The sequence below is a fragment of the Paenibacillus apis genome (genome assembly GCF_018333295.1).
In the GTDB taxonomy this organism is placed as follows: domain Bacteria; phylum Bacillota; class Bacilli; order Paenibacillales; family Paenibacillaceae; genus Fontibacillus; species Fontibacillus antibioticophila.
The window spans coordinates 50,719-67,828 of sequence record NZ_BORS01000004.1 but is presented as its reverse complement, the minus strand read 5'-3'; the positions used below and the strand labels follow the sequence as shown (position 1 = coordinate 67,828).

Annotated in this window: 20 protein-coding genes and 1 pseudogene; 3 read left to right on the top strand and 18 right to left on the bottom strand. The window is 43.0% G+C overall.

The window, feature by feature from the left end:
• Positions 1–9: 9 nt before the first annotated feature.
• The 7 genes and pseudogenes from KI362_RS07025 to KI362_RS06995 form a co-directional block, all read right to left on the bottom strand.
• Positions 10–408: pseudogene (locus KI362_RS07025) on the bottom strand (phosphotransferase-like protein); the annotation flags it as partial.
• 218 nt (positions 409–626) lie between these two features.
• Positions 627–1,577 carry a hypothetical protein gene (locus tag KI362_RS07020; RefSeq protein WP_301625953.1) on the bottom strand — a complete coding sequence of 317 codons (951 nt, stop codon included), beginning with the start codon at positions 1,575–1,577 and terminating at the stop codon, positions 627–629.
• 69 nt (positions 1,578–1,646) lie between these two features.
• Positions 1,647–2,099 carry a VOC family protein gene (locus tag KI362_RS07015; RefSeq protein ID WP_301625952.1) on the bottom strand — a complete coding sequence of 151 codons (453 nt, stop codon included), beginning with the start codon at positions 2,097–2,099 and terminating at the stop codon, positions 1,647–1,649.
• A gap of 166 nt (positions 2,100–2,265) precedes the next feature.
• Positions 2,266–2,334 (bottom strand): putative holin-like toxin, encoded by a 69-nt coding sequence (locus tag KI362_RS07010; RefSeq protein WP_301626401.1) that lies wholly within the window; start codon positions 2,332–2,334, stop codon positions 2,266–2,268.
• Positions 2,335–2,546: 212 nt separating this feature from the next.
• Positions 2,547–3,068 (bottom strand): hypothetical protein, encoded by a 522-nt coding sequence (locus KI362_RS07005; protein ID WP_301625951.1) that lies wholly within the window; start codon positions 3,066–3,068, stop codon positions 2,547–2,549.
• A 78-nt stretch (positions 3,069–3,146) separates the two neighbouring features.
• On the bottom strand, positions 3,147–4,421 hold the full coding sequence (locus KI362_RS07000) for a YcdB/YcdC domain-containing protein (protein WP_301625950.1): 1,275 nt from the start codon (positions 4,419–4,421) through the stop codon (positions 3,147–3,149).
• Positions 4,422–4,468: 47 nt separating this feature from the next.
• Entirely contained in the window at positions 4,469–5,626 is a 1,158-nt protein-coding gene (locus tag KI362_RS06995) for a serine hydrolase (RefSeq protein WP_301625949.1), read from the bottom strand.
• A gap of 340 nt (positions 5,627–5,966) precedes the next feature.
• Here KI362_RS06995 and KI362_RS06990 point away from each other — a divergent pair, with 340 nt between their 5' ends.
• The gene (locus tag KI362_RS06990) at positions 5,967–6,401 is read left to right on the top strand and encodes a VOC family protein (protein WP_301625948.1); all 435 of its coding nucleotides are present in this window, start codon (positions 5,967–5,969) and stop codon (positions 6,399–6,401) included.
• A 358-nt stretch (positions 6,402–6,759) separates the two neighbouring features.
• On the opposite strand, the gene KI362_RS06985 is transcribed toward KI362_RS06990, so the two are convergent.
• The 6 genes from KI362_RS06985 to KI362_RS06960 form a co-directional block, all read right to left on the bottom strand.
• Complete coding sequence (locus KI362_RS06985) at positions 6,760–7,329, bottom strand: hypothetical protein (RefSeq protein WP_301625947.1); 570 nt, start codon at positions 7,327–7,329, stop codon at positions 6,760–6,762.
• Positions 7,330–7,381: 52 nt separating this feature from the next.
• Positions 7,382–7,906, bottom strand: coding sequence for a GNAT family N-acetyltransferase (locus tag KI362_RS06980; RefSeq protein WP_301625946.1), 525 nt, complete (start codon positions 7,904–7,906; stop codon positions 7,382–7,384).
• A gap of 36 nt (positions 7,907–7,942) precedes the next feature.
• Positions 7,943–8,326 carry a nuclear transport factor 2 family protein gene (locus KI362_RS06975; protein WP_301625945.1) on the bottom strand — a complete coding sequence of 128 codons (384 nt, stop codon included), beginning with the start codon at positions 8,324–8,326 and terminating at the stop codon, positions 7,943–7,945.
• Positions 8,327–8,400: 74 nt separating this feature from the next.
• Positions 8,401–8,934 (bottom strand): hypothetical protein, encoded by a 534-nt coding sequence (locus KI362_RS06970; protein WP_301625943.1) that lies wholly within the window; start codon positions 8,932–8,934, stop codon positions 8,401–8,403.
• 78 nt (positions 8,935–9,012) lie between these two features.
• Entirely contained in the window at positions 9,013–9,522 is a 510-nt protein-coding gene (locus KI362_RS06965; RefSeq protein WP_301625941.1) for a GNAT family N-acetyltransferase, read from the bottom strand.
• Positions 9,523–9,559: 37 nt separating this feature from the next.
• Positions 9,560–10,234 carry an HAD family hydrolase gene (locus KI362_RS06960; RefSeq protein WP_301625939.1) on the bottom strand — a complete coding sequence of 225 codons (675 nt, stop codon included), beginning with the start codon at positions 10,232–10,234 and terminating at the stop codon, positions 9,560–9,562.
• Positions 10,235–10,576: 342 nt separating this feature from the next.
• Here KI362_RS06960 and KI362_RS06955 point away from each other — a divergent pair, with 342 nt between their 5' ends.
• On the top strand, positions 10,577–11,533 hold the full coding sequence (locus KI362_RS06955) for an ABC transporter ATP-binding protein (protein WP_301625937.1): 957 nt from the start codon (positions 10,577–10,579) through the stop codon (positions 11,531–11,533).
• 75 nt (positions 11,534–11,608) lie between these two features.
• Entirely contained in the window at positions 11,609–12,421 is an 813-nt protein-coding gene (locus tag KI362_RS06950; RefSeq protein ID WP_301625935.1) for an undecaprenyl-diphosphate phosphatase, read from the top strand.
• An 857-nt stretch (positions 12,422–13,278) separates the two neighbouring features.
• Here the strand turns inward: KI362_RS06950 and KI362_RS06945 are convergent.
• The 5 genes from KI362_RS06945 to KI362_RS06925 all read right to left on the bottom strand — a co-directional run bounded on the left by KI362_RS06945 (position 13,279) and on the right by KI362_RS06925 (position 17,100).
• The gene (locus KI362_RS06945) at positions 13,279–13,758 is read right to left on the bottom strand and encodes a GNAT family N-acetyltransferase (protein ID WP_301625932.1); all 480 of its coding nucleotides are present in this window, start codon (positions 13,756–13,758) and stop codon (positions 13,279–13,281) included.
• Between the two features lie 191 nt (positions 13,759–13,949).
• Positions 13,950–14,690, bottom strand: a complete 741-nt coding sequence (locus KI362_RS06940) for a GNAT family N-acetyltransferase (RefSeq protein WP_301625930.1) — start codon at positions 14,688–14,690, stop codon at positions 13,950–13,952.
• A 236-nt stretch (positions 14,691–14,926) separates the two neighbouring features.
• On the bottom strand, positions 14,927–15,976 hold the full coding sequence (locus tag KI362_RS06935) for a FecCD family ABC transporter permease (RefSeq protein ID WP_301625928.1): 1,050 nt from the start codon (positions 15,974–15,976) through the stop codon (positions 14,927–14,929).
• Entirely contained in the window at positions 15,951–16,997 is a 1,047-nt protein-coding gene (locus KI362_RS06930; RefSeq protein WP_301625926.1) for a FecCD family ABC transporter permease, read from the bottom strand. Before KI362_RS06930 ends, KI362_RS06935 begins: the two co-directional genes overlap by 26 nt.
• On the bottom strand, positions 16,978–17,100 hold the full coding sequence (locus KI362_RS06925; RefSeq protein WP_301625925.1) for a hypothetical protein: 123 nt from the start codon (positions 17,098–17,100) through the stop codon (positions 16,978–16,980). Before KI362_RS06925 ends, KI362_RS06930 begins: the two co-directional genes overlap by 20 nt.
• Positions 17,101–17,110 lie beyond the last annotated feature (10 nt).

The window sequence follows — 17,110 nt, the reverse complement described above, 5'->3', positions numbered from 1 at the left end:
TCAACTTTTTTGCTCTCTGCTCACGAGTTCTTCCCTTGAGCACATTACACCTATAAATAATGTAGGCTGATCAAAGAATGCATCAAGACACTCATTAAACCTCTTATCGTTATCGATCACCGTATCTGCGATTACATTCAAGCCCATTTCTGAAAACAATATAATTGTCGAATAGTACATGGAGAGGATGGGATCAAAAATGATCTGTGCAACAACGTGATCATCTACTTCTCTTGCAGGCTTAAAATCCGGAAACTTTTTATCAATAAATTCATTGAAATTATTAAAGAAATCATCTATTGATAAATGATGAAAAAGGATCTCTTTCTGATTTGTCAGTTCAACAGAAATATTAGTCTTTCCTGAACTTGAAGTTCCGTTCAACAACACAATGGTTCCTTGCTTCATACCGATCACCCTCACATAAAGCTTTGTGTATCTTTCAAGATAACGTCCTTTAAGCTGAAAAACGACCCAGCCTTTAGATCACTCTAATCTCAGGATGGGTCGTTGGTTGTCTGCGCTCTTCCATGATTATACATTGACTAAGAGGCCCTTCCAAACCTATATCATTCAGCCAAATGAAAATATGCGAATGGTGATAATTTGTCTCTCATTTCATTTTTTCAGAAAGTTTCCAAAAAATCTGAGTGCCTAATTAAAGCTGTATCCATTTCATTTCTATTATTACTTGAATCAATCTCCTTTTCTTGGAATCCTAAGGCTTCACGGTGATACAAGTTTACATATTGTTCAATATTGTATAAAACTTCTCTGTAGAATTTAATATCCAACAATTCAAGATCTGCATCTAAGTCTACGTTATTTAATACTTTGTAAGCATTTAAGACGCATCTAACATAATAATCTTGTCTTGTTCTAAGTGGAAGATACTTAGATTCCAGGTGATTCACGGACTCTCTTTTATATCCTAACCCCATTATGCTGAATGTAATGCATGAACTTATAATGACTAGCAATAAAGCATGAAGTTGGTTTTTTAATAAAGTTGTCTCAATATCGTTAATTGATTTGATATTAGGAGAGTAGGTATATTGTCCAATTAGTCTTGTAGCTGCAAAAGCATCTGCATCCATTTCCAGAACCTGACTCTCTAAAGGAAGTAATTGATTCTGACGAGAATCCATAAACAATGATAATTTTTGTTGATTCATGCTAAGAGAATTGTAATAATCTAAATGTCCATTAAAGATATGCCCTAGTTCGTGATAGATAATTAACCTACAAGAAATGTGATGCATAAGCTCTAAGTAAATATTTGCCTTTTTAAGATCGTATTTTCGCTCCCCGGATACGATAGTATAGAATTTCATATTCTTTTCATATAAGAGCGTATTTAGAATCTTAAATATCTTTTCAAAAACTTCAAACCTAATATTTAGTTTGTAAGAACCTTCAGGCAACAAGCTACAATTAGCATTAAACTCCATACTATCTGTAATGACATAATCGATTTTTAATTTTGTTCCAATATAATCAAATAAATTATCATTACAATAATGAATCGATGCATCCAGATAATCAGTATACGCCTCTTTAGCTTTCTCGGATAACACGATAGCACCTCTTTTATATTTACACATTGATGCAAGTAGGTCATGTAGATATTTCAGTAAGGCTATATCTTATTTCTTATCTAGTTGTTCCGCCAAACCGATTAAAAGTCCTTCAATTCCTCGAATGTAACAAAGACGATACGAATTCTCATATTGGACTACTTCGCCAACGAGCTGTGCACCAAGCTTAGTCAGTCTGGATACCATTTCATCAATGTCTTTAACTGCAAACATGACGCGTAAATAACCGAGGGAGTTTACAGGAGCAGTCCGGTGATCTGATACCGTAGGTGGAGTGAGAAATCTCGAAAGTTCAAGTCGGCTGTGCCCATCTGGGGTAACCATCATAGCAATCTCTACGCACTGAGAACCAAGGCCAGTTACGCGACCTGCCCATTCACCTTCAACCGTGGTTCGCCCTTCTAGGCTCAAGCCAATTTCCTCGAAGAAAGAAATTGCCTCATCAAGGGATTCCACAACGATGCCGACATTGTCCATTCTTAATAATCCATTTTTTTCCACAGCTTATCTCCTCGTCTAATAAATTCCATTGTTAAATCTAAAAACTAACTTATTACTATCATTTTCAGTTTCTGCTATCTCGTCTTGGTACAATAAGGGCTATCCTGGTTCACTTCTAAGCGATCAGAAAAAAAACCACCTTCGGCGCTAACCTTGGGGTGGGTTTTTACTTTCTCTTGTTGTTCGAATTAATGTAAGTGAGAACTGCGAGGCTGAATGATCCAAATAAAAACATCCTCATCAATGCACCTTTAACTTCCATAGCTCCACCTTCTTTGAAGGGAAACCACGCCCACTCAAGATTCAATTGTCCTTCCTATTGTACCATCATCTACCAATAAGGTGAAGAACAATTGTTCTGTTTTCATGAATCTTAATTACGGTGCGCCCCTTAATTCCGGAGTCTTTCGATGGTAACATCATGTGTCGCAGTCTTGTTCCTCAACCTCAGGCATTTGTTGTAAAGCCATTAAATACCCAGTGATCCCCTTCTCTAATGAACTCGAAATAGATGGTGCCATGAGTGTCCTGAAAGTAGTTCGCAAACACAATTTGAAAGCCGGTTCCATCTTCGTTATAACCCGAACCCCAATATTCTAAGTTGCTGAAATTTAATCCTTTAAGAAAATCAGACCGAATCTCTTCACCATAGTATTTGTAAACGATCTGATTGTTTTCTTTGTCGATTGTTATTTCTTTGGCTTTTGTCGATTCCAGGAATGAATATTGATTATTCTCCATCGCGTCAAAGATCTTAAAAGATAAATTCAATGTCTCTCTTAGATCCATCATAAACTGTTCGCTTGGGGTCTCCGCTTCGTTGATCCAAGACTCGACTTCTTGAGAAGATCGAATATTTTCAGTTGAATCCTGCAGCAGATTTGAGGAATTATTATTTGTATGAGCAGCGCAACCACTCAACAGTGCTAAGGAAACAACAGCAATTAAGAACACTCTAGTACCATTCATGAATGGTCCTCCTCTATGATTCATATTCCCTAGTTCCAAATTGGTTTGAAATCCGGGATATGCTTCATGATGTACGGCCTACGTTACAACTTCTCCACTATGAGCATCAACCATACACGAGCAATCGATCATGTACATTAATTGATAGCCCCTCTTCTGGGAGTGCCAGACGAAATAGGGCTTGGACACCACCGAGGCGGCGATTCTCTGAAACGCCTGTTCCTTATCCATCACAACCGGAGCTTTCTTGGGCAGATGTCCTACTCTCATATCGCCGATCACGTCGAAGCTTTCCCGATCCACCATCACCTTGACTCGAAATACAGCCGTATAGCCTGCGTCGTAACGCTCCAGGATGGCTACGAGCATCCCGCTCTTACGCAGGACGCGAGTCATCTTCCATTGCCCGGATTCATCGGGATATATCCTGCTGCCCCACCCGCATACGGCCTCATATATACGCTCAAGCTCCTCACGACTGATAGGAACGGCATCGGGGTGCACGGCGTCCCAATCGATTACCCCATCACTGCGTTCACTTGACGACACATGCTGCACCACACGTTCCCCGATGCTGCTTGGTGTCTGAAGCGGCTCCCTATTCCCTCCCTCAGAGTCGTGCTCCCAAACAAGCCGCCTGTTTAGCGGAGCTTGTCCCAGGAATGGAACATGCAGCTCGTACGGCATCGTTTCGCCGGTTGTTGTATTCAGAAAGGTCTCCCCAACACCATAGAACCAGGCCGGAAACTCACTGGACTCCGGAGCATAGATAAGCTCAAAGTTCGCCAGTGCGATCTGACGTTTTTGTTCAGTGGACGGCGATGCTTGCGGCGAGTTGTATACGGGAATGTCCTGAGCCATGTGACCGCTGTAATCGGAATAAGCAACCACTTGGCCATTCCACGCCACCCTGACCTGAATCGGCATCGGAGGATAAAAGGGAATGCCGTCCCGCGTCCGTCTGAACGAAAAGACGGCAGCTTCCTCCTTGTCATTCGCTTGGACAAGCTCCAGATTGCCTGCCTGCTCCGTCAATCCGGCAAAGCGCTCCACCCATTGCAGAGCACGGGCTTTGGCTTGCTGCGGCGTTATGCCTGGCATTCCTTGCAGCCTCTTCGCTTCCTGAACGCTGTGGAAGGAAATTAACACGCGAGTGCGTCCATCCAGTTCAACCATGACAGCCCCGGGAGGATTCCCCTCATTCTTACCCTGTACCGATTCGGGAAACCATTCCAATTCAATTCGATATTCTGTATCATGGACCGGCGACAATTGCTGACGAATCCGCGAGGCATGACGATGCAGTCCGGTCAACGCCAGTTCTTCTTCCCAATACTGCCATAACCTTTCCATATCCAACTGTTCAATGGCCATCATTTCTCACCTCAATCTGTGTAATTCTATTCTCCCTCCATGCCTCCTTCAGCTAATACTTCAGAGACTTTGACTTGATACTCATCGGAAGTCAATGCACGAAATAAAAATTCGTTTAGATGACGGGAAAGTCTCTCCATCTCCTTTTCAGACAGGTGATTCATAAACAAGACAATCTCGGAATGATCTCCCTTCTTGTCAATCGCATAAATCGCTGAATTCAATATGTAGTTCGTAGAGCCGCCTTTAAATCCTAGATGGTCAAACTGCTGCTTATTTCCTTCACTTTGCATCGCCGTTTCCATCACTTCATCCAGATATGTCTGCACCTCCGGCGTAAAGTATTTCCGGCTATTGATCTTGGACAGCAGTATGCCATAATCTGTCGCTGCGGCACTAACCATTCGATCTGAATTGATTTTATCTATTTCATCGTCATACCAAAGTTCTATTTGCACCGCTTGTTGGAAGGAACCGTCCTCATCTCCCCGCAGCTTCTCATGGACTTCCATGGCCAATTCTCGAAACCTATCCTGAGGCATCTCCTTCAGTTCCGTTTTGACCCTCTCGATTTTTTCTTTGTCTGTCAAGTCCTCGTAATCCGTCATCAACAAATAAGGAATAAATAAGGAGGAATAAAAGGGATAGAGTGGCTCATGTGATTGCAATCCCAGCTTTTCCAAATTAAGATTAATCGCCTCAAGTCCCAGAATCTCTATTAAATACTCCATATTGGCATTGCTGCTGAACGATATCATGCCTTTGACAACCTCTCTCAATGGCACCGATGAATGGTCAATAACCGAGCTCAGAGATTGCTCCCATTCCTCCTGAGCCCCTCCATCCAACTTCGGGATGTAATAGCGGTTCAGCTCATCCAGCGACACCCTTTGATCGGGATCAATCTTATTTTGAGCTGCTTGCTGCGCGTACTCTACCGCTACGATTATTTTGGCCACACTGGCAAGCGGCATTGCCCGGTCCGCCTGATACTCCACAAGCGATTCCTGGTTGTTAAGCATCGTGAACGCGGCCTTCTCCGGATTCTGTTGAATAAACTCCAGCACAGCATCGGCATCTGCCCTGGGGGAGAGATACATGTTCAGCAACAAAAATATCGCAACAGCGGAGAGCGCTATACCTCCGGCTACTGCAATCAGGGTTCTTTTACCATTACGCTTCATGTTTATCCCCCACCTCTATTCGTTCTGTTCAATCATTTTTCTCCATAATCCATTGGCGCCGCTTTAGGGATAGCCAACTCTATACCTGTGCATTAAAAGTGACGCGCATGTCATTTTTTAATATACAGGGTCAAATTTTACTTGTCAATGTCGCAAGCAATCCTTATCACCTTTAGGAGCGAGTAAACAAAAAGGTCATAACGTGACTCCATAAAAAACTTGCCAAGCCGTGTAGAAATCGGTACGCTAATAAAAGCCAGGAAGTAATTTCCTTTCAACCTGGCTTAGCTTTGAAAAATCTATTGTCACAGATTCATGGTATCTGTGTAAGGAGGAAGGTATGAAGCTTTTAGCTACACAAGTTGGATACGTCTACTTACCTACAACGGATATTGAGAAAACGGTTCTATGGTATAGGGACAAGCTTGGATTACAGTTAGTGAATCAATTTGAAGACAGAGGCTCTCAAATTGCCGTTTTGCATTTTCCTCATAAGCACGCGATTGCAATTGTGCTTGTCGAGACATCAGATGACAAACCCCTTTCGATTGTTAGAAATGCTTCCCCTTATCCTGTATTTACCATTAATTGTCCTGATATTGAGTTCACTCATCAATACCTGAGTGGTCAGGGAGTTGAGGTTGAGGCTATTCATTCTTTAGGGGATGGCGAAGCAAAGTATTTTTATTTTCGAGATGACCAAGGTAACCTGCTTGAAGCAGCATGGTCCCAATGGGATCTCGTAGATGAAGTCAAAGATTCCTTTTTGAGTTAGCTTTTCTCTATTCATTCATCGACATCATAAAGGGAGGCGTAAGGCGTGACACTTATTCCTAACCAAAAAGGGAAGGCCGTGAGTTGCTTTACGTCTCCTATCAATTGGAATTCTCATATTGCTACTTCATGTGTTTGCTAATATATGCGAGTATAAGGCAAATCGGTTAGACTTAAATGTTTGGCGCCTCTAAAGTGAACAGTGTAATGCACCTTTGAAATGTTCATTTGAAAGTTGGTTTGCAATATACGTGGAACTGCTGTCCAGTTGTATCCACACATCATCCGAATTAAACTTGTTCACTTTTTATACATGTATCATGTAACGAAAATACACAAGCTTCAACCTTCTACTTTTTTCAACTTTCTACCGGGTACCATCTTAAATCTTCTGCCGTTATGAAATTAGATTGAGCATATCTATATTCGTATCTTACTCTTCCCTCATCGTCCAATGCTTGTGGATTCAGATCTTGCCAGTCAATTGATTTATTCCATGAAAAAGTAATTGGTTCACCTAATATCACCTGTTTACTTTGCCTCTCTGCTTCAGGGCCTATTTCTAATGAAGTAACTCGGGGATCGTCAACTATAATACTCATTACAGTTGCCCTCTCATTTTCATTAGCTAATGTTACACCGCCAATCGTTTTTATAGGATCCATATTGTGAAAGTAATAAACTGATATTCTCGAAACCCAAAGAAAGCCGGCTTTTTTCAAACTAATTGCCGTTATTGGTTTTTCCGACGAATTAAAAACAAAAACGGATCCCCAGTCATAATCAACCTGATCTAACAGAACTGCATCCTTTGGAATAAAACTATTTGCTCTTGCGGCACTTAGACTATCAAGCCTATAGCCACTAGAAAAAATAAAAATTAATGCAATTACCGATAGGATAAAAAGAACAATTATTTTTCTCCTCATAATCTTCTCCCCATGCATTAATTTCAGATAACGTTCTTGTATGTATTTTCTCTTAAGAACTCTTTATCCAATATCTTCTAATTACGTTGCCATCTTCCTCAATGTAATCCCTATCCGCTTTTCCACCGTTCTTAATAATGGTTCTTTCTGAAGCGATGTTCCAGGCATCACAAACAACTAAAACATCCTCTATCCCGAGCTTCTTAGCTTCAACTAGCGAAAGCTTCAATAAGGCCGATGCATATCCCTTACCTCGTTCAGATGGTCGAATGCCATATCCTATATGGCCGCCAGCGTTAAACAAAAATTCAGACAACCGATGTCTTATGTTTACAGCACCTAACACCCTATCTCTATCATCAATCAACCAGAACGTGGAGTCTGAAACCCATCCCTCCGGTAACCCGACGCCCTTCTCATGAGCCTCCAGAAATTCAAGCATTGCCTCAAAACTACTGGGATCCCTGCTAATGACCCAAGGCACCATATCTTCGCCAGAGTCTTTCCATTCTTGATAAAAAGACAGGTATTCATCCTTCAGATCTAAATGAGGTTTTACGAGCTTTAAATTACACATGTCATCCGTCCTTCCACAGGTGCTATGCCTTTGGGCTTATCTATACGGGAAAAACTTTTCTTGTTTCATTTCATATTCATTTAACTCTATAATTAATGAATCTCTAAAATACACAATACTAGCGCCATTCCATTCATATTCTTTTCCTTCGAAAATACATTTGAATTCCCACTCAACAAATGCAGACACACTTTCTTTATCAAACCCAATGTACTTTATGATCCAATGCACTACTCTGTTTCCATCTTCATTCCATTGAGTGAACCATTTTCTCAATTCATCTTTACCTTCGATAATTGCCCCTGTGCATTCTCTTACGATGGCTTCATCATGTATTACTCGCGAGAATTTCGAGAAATCATTCTCAACCCATGATTCAAAATAGAAAGTGATTGTATCAATCGCATCATTCCGGTGCATTTTATCCCCTCCCTACGAGATCCCCGCAGATGGCTCCTGCCACCTTGGTATATCTTCAATCCTCTAAAATTCAATTAATCTTCTTGAGCAACTCTAAAAGAACTCAACACTATTTCTTTCTCACTAGACATAACAACCGCCTTTTCCCAATCATTGTTCATTTTATTTAGTTCTTCCGACGAATAATCCATTGTTTCATCTTTTAAGATACACATGGAGCAATCAGTACCTGTATAAGAATAAAACTTATAACCCTCGATTGTCCCAATTTGTGTTATACCGTCTAGAAAATCACCATTTTCTTGAACATAATTCTCTTTACCAATAGAAAATAGGTACAGGCCTTTTACTAGTTGAGTATCAAAACCTTGACTAGCATCACTTTCACCAATAAAATAAAAATCAATGCCATCGGCCCACTCGTAAATGGTATAAAAATCCTTCCAAGTGTTTGGGATTGTTAATGAAAACCCAAGTGTACTATTGGTGTAAGATATATGCTCTGTATTCTGACTTCCAGCTTCACTCAATCCTTGATTCAATTCGTTTGAGTTAGAGCATCCTGTTAAACATATAGTAAAAAACAAAGCTACGAGTATTTTTTTCATAATTTTCCCTCTACTTAGTTCAAAATATTTGATAACATCACGATTGCATCCTTCTACCGTTTGGTTTTTAAATTCCGCCTAATTCCTGCTCCTATATTCATGGCTAAGAATAGACATTATAGAAAGTGATTCGAATCTATCTCCTTTGAAAATACTGTCTCTAAGTGTCCCTTCAAAGACAAAACCTACTGATTCATATGTATGCCTAGCACGACTGTTAAAATCTTTAACATCTAACCATAATCGATGAGTCCCCGTATTTTCAAAAACCCACCTGATTATAAGTTTCAATGTTTCTTTACCGTATCCTTTACCCTTCAACTGAATAGCTATGCGCTTAATACATAGAGCTTTATTCGAATCTAACAATCCAGTCAATATTACATATCCAATTTTATCTCCACTATAATTCTCAATGATCAAATGCCTCATATCTTCATTTGTTAATGAGTTCAAGTGTTGTTCGAATGTCCATTGTCCAATATATGGCGTGTTTTCTTGATCGTTTTCGGTACTTATAACAAATGTTAAATCTGATTCTTCAGTTTGCCGTATCTTTAAAACAGCAGATTGAGTTTGCATGTTCATCCCTCTCCCCTCTTGGTGACCTGCTTCCATCTTTTGCTTACAAAATCTCTTCTAAATCATTTAGTGTCTCTATTACAAAGTCAGGCTTCACCTCATGATCCCAAATCTTCTTGTTACGATTTAACCAACATGCTATTATTCCTTCTCGTTTTGCTCCCACTACATCCGACACCGAGTCTCCAATATGAATAACTTTTCTGGGGTCTATATTATATAATTTAAGCATTTCTTTGAACATAGTATTAGCATCATCGTTTTTATAAGATTTATATCGTTCTGAAGTAAAGATATCGATTCCGTAATCAGGATAAAACCCTGGGATCATTGCGTCGTCAGCATCACTTATAATACAAATTTTATACTCTATCGAGAGCCGATCTAAGCATTTCAGTGTGTCCTCATAAAATTCCGACAATGTATGTTCATCTAACAAAATCTTACTTGCAGCTATGGGATCGTATGAAATATTTAAATGCTCAAACACACTTACAAAACTTCTTTCATATACTTCCTTTATTAAAAAGAATTGCTTTGTATTTTTCAACTGCACCCAGTGTTCAAAAAAATAACCTAGCAGCAGTTGAGCATGCTCTTCAGCTGCTTTGTATGTATAGGTATTCGACAAGATCGGTTTCCATATCTGTTCTATTCTTGAATCAACATTTACTAATGTTTGAAACATGTCCAAGCTGACTAAATCAAATCGCTTCATCGTATTATCATCCTTGAATTAGATTTTTACGGCCATTTCCTTTCTTGCCGCTTCCCTGATATTATACCTCACTAAGTACCTCATTTCACATATATAAATTAGCCTAGGACTGCCGAGGATGACCATATCCTTGCCTGGTAGCTGTTTGAGGTAAGCAGACTCGGTTGCTTCGCCGGAAAACTACAATATCGTCTGCAAAATATGACGTTTGCTATATTTAGTAGCATCTAGGAACTTTTGAAGAATTGCATTAAACAAATAGGGTTGACACAAGTGGCATGGATGCCTCTCTTATGTCGCTTGCGAGGTTAGCTGTCGGATTCGGACGGTGAGAGTCCCCTTATGATCGAGGCGACTAACTTAACATATACCTATCCTGCTACAGAACATCCTGTGCTGCACGGCATTCACTTTCAGATCAAGAAAGGAGAAATCTTTGGCCTTCTGGGACCATCGGGGGCCGGCAAGAGTACAGCTCAACAAATTCTGATCGGGAAATTAAAGACATATAGCGGCTCGGTCCGGGTGCTAGGCCAGGAAGTTCGTTCCGTGAACGCCGCCCACAAAAAAGTAGAGACCTTTTCCAAAGGCATGAAAATGAGGCTTAATTATTGCCGTTCCGTTCTGAACAACCCGGAAGTGCTGTTTCTCGACGAGCCAACATCGGGTCTCGACCCCGTACATGCCGACAATCTGAAACAATTAATTGAAGCCAGACGTGAAGCTGGGGCGACGATTGTCATTACGACCCATAACATGCAAGCGGCGGAGCAGTTATGCGACAGGGTGGGTTTTATGATGAACGGACAAATCCTCTTCATTGACTCGCCACGAAAACATCCTTATCGCCGCCGCGGGGAGAAAGACGCCATGAGACTAACGCGACTTGTTTGGTTTGACGTTTGTTATCAATGGAGGCATCGTTACTATCTGGTCTATTTGATCGTCTGCTCCGTGTATGTCGGCATTTTGCATGCGATTCCGGAATCTTATATGGCTCCTTCACTAGTCTTGCTAACCTTCTCTGATCCATCGGCGCTTGGTCTATTACTTGAAGGACTGGCCCTAACCAAATTTATTAGTCTTTCAGTTCTTGTTGCACTATGCTCAAATTTGGCGGCGGCTCCCTGGCACTGGCTCGGGAGTTGGCTTCCGGCTTATTGGCCTTTTCAGCTTTACCTTAGTCTTGGCCATACAGAGTCCATCCAGGCTGCTCATCTAGTTCAGTTCCTGATAGGCCTAGCTTTTCATTGCATTCTTATATATGCTGGATTAAGACGCTTCTCCCGACAAATATAAGCTTCTTACCTAATCATCAATGCCGACTATGTAAAAAAAGAAGGTATATCGCAACGAAGAAAGGTTGATACGTAAATGAACGATTTGTTATTACTACTCAAATATTTGCTTCTTGGCGCAGTACAGGGATTTACCGAACCAATTCCTGTTTCTTCAAGCGGACACTTGATTGTCGTGCAGCAACTGATTGGACTCCCACACCGCGGACTGGCTTTTGAAACCTTTTTGAATACAGCATCGCTACTGGCCATTGTTATCATTTATCGAGAAATGCTTGTCAGACTGACCGTAAATGGTCTACGTTATTTGCGTACTCGAAAACCCGAGTATCGCTCTGATTTTATGTTTATCGTCTATATTGTCGTGGGTACAATTCCTGCGGGTATCATTGGTATGCTTTTTAAGGACAAGATAGAAATGTTTTTTTCATCTGCCAAAATGATTGGTCTAACCTTGCTTATTACGGGGACAGCTTTATGGTTGATTCGCAATCTGCGAGGAGTAAAGCGTGACGGGGATCTGAAGCTTAAGGATGCCATTATCGTTGGACTTGCTCAAGCGGTAGCACTTATCCCGGGTATTAGCCGTTCTGGAGCCACGGTCATCACTTCAATTGCAGTGGGTATGCGGCAAGAAACTGCGCTGCGTTTTTCTTTCCTTCTATATATTCCGATTAGTTTAGCCGGACTTGTTTTAAGCGTCACTGATATTGCTAACGATTCAGAAATGTCGACGCTGTGGGTGCCATATGCCGCTGCCTTCATCGCTTCCTTGATTTTCACTTATGTGTCCATGAAGTGGCTAATGAACATCATGGAGAAGGGCAACCTGAAATATTTTGCCTATTATTGCCTTGCAGCAGGTTTGTTGTTATTGTTCCTAATGTAAGCTCGTCTGCGTGAGATTAAAAGGTGGACGCCTCTTAATCTCACGCAGATGATAAATCTATTGAGGCAGAAAGGGTATCGAGAATGAGTGATTAAAATTTAACGGCCTAATACAATGTCAGACACATTATGTATCGTTTTTTCAAATATATCGTCTGAGGTACCTTCAGGAATTACCGAATACTCCACGGTGGGATTCCACTTGTGTGGGCTAACAACTGGTGAATCGTAATATTAGCTTTCTCACCCTTAATGGTTGGCTAGTATTTTCTTCATTGTGTTCTCCTTATTGTAAGTCTTCTGAAAAATAGTAATGGAACCCGTTCAATAATCCGGCCGTCACTCTTAATGTCATTGGCTGAGTACTGTAAAACCGATCCAACCAATAAGTGAATAAACTGGAAGATTAATCAAAATTGCATGTCGAGTTTTTCCAATCCTAACAAAATATGCAGATCCAATATAAAAACACGGAAAAATTAATCCCCAAATCATAAAACGCGGAGTAGCCGCGAGATATAACGACATCGGTATTATAAAAATCGCTGCCACAAATAATAACCTTGACTTTTTCATCCAAACACCAATTAATGACAGTATGATGGATAGAATCATGAGTGGCCAAAAGAAGAAAATGATCATATTCACCTCACACAACTAATTAGTTTCAGATAACGTTCTTGGATTCACGAAACGACCCAGCCTAAGATAACTCCTACCTTGGTGTGGGTCATGTGTATCTGAGCTACTTCCTTGATTATACTATTTGAATGGTTTTCCTTCACAATCATATAAGAGATTAAAACAATGATTATTACATCAAAATTTCTGGCTCCCTGAGCCACTTATAATAAGGTCTTATAGACCTTTCAAATGCTTTTCGTAGGACACAATTGTCATCTCATCATTAATTTGTTTTATTTCCCCTGTCCTTCTATAGCCCAGTTTTTCATAGAGATAACAATTCCCCTGCTCTTGTAATATAGTATCTAACTCCCAAAACCTCGCATCGTTATACATATCTTCGATAATAGAAAATACTTTTTGCGCAATTCCTTTACCTTGATATTCGGGTAAAATGAATACAGGTCCTACCCGGTAAATATTATTTTCTTTTCTTTGAATTCTAATTGCACCAACTGAAATGTTAGAATTACGTATTATGTAATAGTCCGTATAAGCTTGCTTTAATCGATCAATCACTCGTTCCAAAGGTTCATTAGCAGGATTGGTTTCATAATCTCGGTATTTGTTTAACAATGGTAAAAATGCTTTGATTTGCATTTCGTGAATTTTTGAGGCTTCATTAAGTCCAGATCTAAATAAAGAGATATCCATTTTCTATTTCTTTTACCTCCAAATACATACCATTATCTTCATTAATATTGGTTACAAGCAATTGCTTATATCGTTCCTGTATTCACGCCCCAGCGTATGCAGGGTGTTCGGCGCATGTCGGACCAAGGACGTATAGCGTGGATATTATGTTATCTGAAGTGATTGCTTCCTTGATTACTCATAAAAGTCCTTTACTCATTCTCTTTGAGAGCTTTCAAAAAAGACCTCTCTGTCATTCGATGATAGGCAATTAACTCCCCGTTATAAATAACATTGAATACACCGTAAAGTGTGGGCGATAACTCCATCATCTGTGCCCGATCTTGAAGATGAATAATATGGGGATGAATATTCGCTGTATTTGCTGCTTTAATGAGGTTATCTGTAGCTATTTCTAAATAAGGACATTGGTCTGTTCTTAATATCGTCAGCCCTTCAGAAAACCTTGCCAAACGTTCATTCCAATTCGCAGGAAAATACGGCAATGAGCTATCCTCGAACGAGTATACGTATAGTTCAAATGAATAAGGCCCACTTTCAACAAAAGCAAAGCCGTTTTTTATAAATAACTCTTTACTAGGCGCCCATCCCGTATCAGCATTCGTTAATACAGCTACACCTTTCATTTTCCGTTGTCTGGCTTCTTCCAAACATAATTGAACTAGCTGAGAACCTAATCCTGTTCCTGGAGAACCCACCCATATACAGTGAATGACCATATAATTGTCCGCATGAATGACTCTCCAAGAGAATTCTCCAGGGGCATATTCTATAAAACCCAATGTCTTTTTCCCGTCTTTGATTTGCAAGTATTCTAATCCTTGATCAAAGTTTGCCTCAGTCCATTCTATTTTCTTGAGATAACCCGAATGATTCTTCATACTTCTCATACAGTAACAACCGTTTTGTTCAATGTTATTCTTGACGATCATTAGACGTTGATCCATTAAAATTTTCCTTTCCTTTCTGCAATTTTAAATTCATGCCTAAGTTTCAATGATCCTTCTCTTTCCTATTGTACCATCATCTACTATTCTTGAGAAGAACAAATGTTCGGTGCTTTGGCATTATTATTTCGTATAAACAAAAACGGGCAATTGCAAATATTGGCAACTGCCCTTTCGTAAATAACATATCGCAATTTTACTTTGTGAAGGCTTATTTCCCCTCACGAACCGCCGGGTTGGCGACGCTGACGCAGCAGCAGCATGATGAAAAAAGGCGCGCCAATCGCGGCCGTGAACACACCGGCCGGAATATCGAGCGGCTGGAACAGCGTGCGCCCGGCCGTGTCGGCGAGCAACAGCAGCAACGCGCCAATGAGTGCGGATGCCGGCAGCAGCGCCCCGTGGGAAGCGCCGACCAGCCGCCGCGCAATATGCGGCCCGATCAGGCCGATGAAGCCGATTGCGCCGACAACTGCGACCGCCGAACCGGCCAGCGCCACAGTAACGAGCATCAGCCCGAGCCGCTGCCGTTGTAAAGCTACGCCAACACCGGTAGCAGCCTGTTCGCCGAGCTGATGGACGTTCAAATTGCGAGCATTGGCCCAGGCGATTGCGCCGAAGATCAGCGTCCAGGGCAGCAGAGTAAGCACCTGCTGCCAGGAAGCGCCGTAAACGCTGCCGATCAGCCAGATGTAAGCCTTGCTGGCAGAGGTGACTGGGCTAAATGCCAGTAGCAGCATCGTAACTGACCCCATGCCTGCGGATACGCCAACCCCGATCAGGACAAGGCGGGCGGGAGCCACTCCATTTTTCCAGGACAGCGCATAAACCAGTCCTGACACGAGCAGTGCCCCGGCCATCGCCGCCACAGGCAGCCAGCGAATGCTGATTGCTCCGCCGGAGAAGGTAATAAAGGCAACCGCCGCTGCGGAAGCTCCGCCGGTCATCCCCAGCACATCCGGCGAAGCGAGCGGATTGCGGATGAGGCCTTGAAGCACCGTGCCGGCCAGGCTGAGTCCCGCGCCGGCCAGCAGCGCCAGCGTCAGGCGGGGAAGGCGCAGCATGCCGATGACAAAGGCGGAATCTCCGCCGCGGAAGAAGATTGTCTGCAGCACCGCCAGTGGCGACTCCCATTTACTACCTAGACAGGCGCTCAGCACAAAGATGATCAGCAGCAGCGCCAACAACAGCAACAGAGTGAGCGTCTTTCGTTTGCGGGCAGCAGCCGAAGCAGGCAGTTTGCGGTTAGGCATCGGTACGGGATTCGTCATGCTTTCCCCCCCTTTGTGTGAACTCGGTGCGGGCAATATAGATGAAGAACGGCATGCCGATCAAGCCGGTGACGACACCTAGCGGCAACTCGCCCGGCTGCACCGGGAAGCGGGCGGCAAGATCGGCCAGCAGCAGCAGAATCCCCCCGAATACAGCGCTATAAGGAATGACCCACCGGTAATCATTGCCGGCAAAATAACGGGCAAAATGCGGCATAACCAACCCTACGAAGCCGATAGCACCGGCGGCGGAAACCGCGCTGCCGGCAAGCAGGACGACTGCCACCGCTGACAGAGTCTTCACCAGCGAGGTGCGCTGCCCGAGACCTCTGGCCACTTCCTCACCGGCGCTGAGAATCGTTAACGAATAGGCCAGCGTCAGTGCCAGGACACCGCCGGTCAGCATATAGGGCAGCACTTGGAGCAAGGTGTCCATATCTTTGCCCGCAACGGAGCCGGCCAGCCAGAACAGCACATTTTGCAGCCCGGATTCATCCAGCGCCAGCACGCCCTGGGTCAGCGCGCCGAAAAGCGCGCTAAGCGCCGAGCCGGCCAGGATCAAGCGGATCGGCGTCAAGCCACCGCCCAAGGAACCGAGCACATATACCAGCAACGCGGCCACGGCTGCGCCGACAAAAGCAGCCCAGATCAGCTGAGACAGCGAGGTCAGCGGCAATAGCGTCAGCGCCAGCACGACGGCCAGCACCGCGCCAGAATTGATGCCGAACAGCCCCGGCGAAGCGAGCGGGTTGCGCGTCAGCGCCTGCATCATCGCTCCGGCCATCGCCAGCGAAGCGCCGACAGTCAACGCGAACATCGCGCGCGGCAGCCGTGTCGTAACGATAATAATCTGATCGCTGTCGGTCGGATCGTAACGAATCAGTGCCTGCAGCGTTTTGAGGGGGGCGATCGATGTTGTACCCAGCGCAATGCTGGCGACGAAGGCGAGCAATAGCAGCAGTAGCGCGGCCAGAAGCCCGAGCAGCCTGCCGCTATTATGTTTAAAAAGTGGCTTCACCATGATCCTCCTTCTTGTTGACTTGTATGGCTCCTTGAGCCAAAAACACGGAAACGGCAAGCCGCAGCTCCTTTACAAGGAAGGCCGCAGGCGCTTGCCGCCGCATCTACTATAAG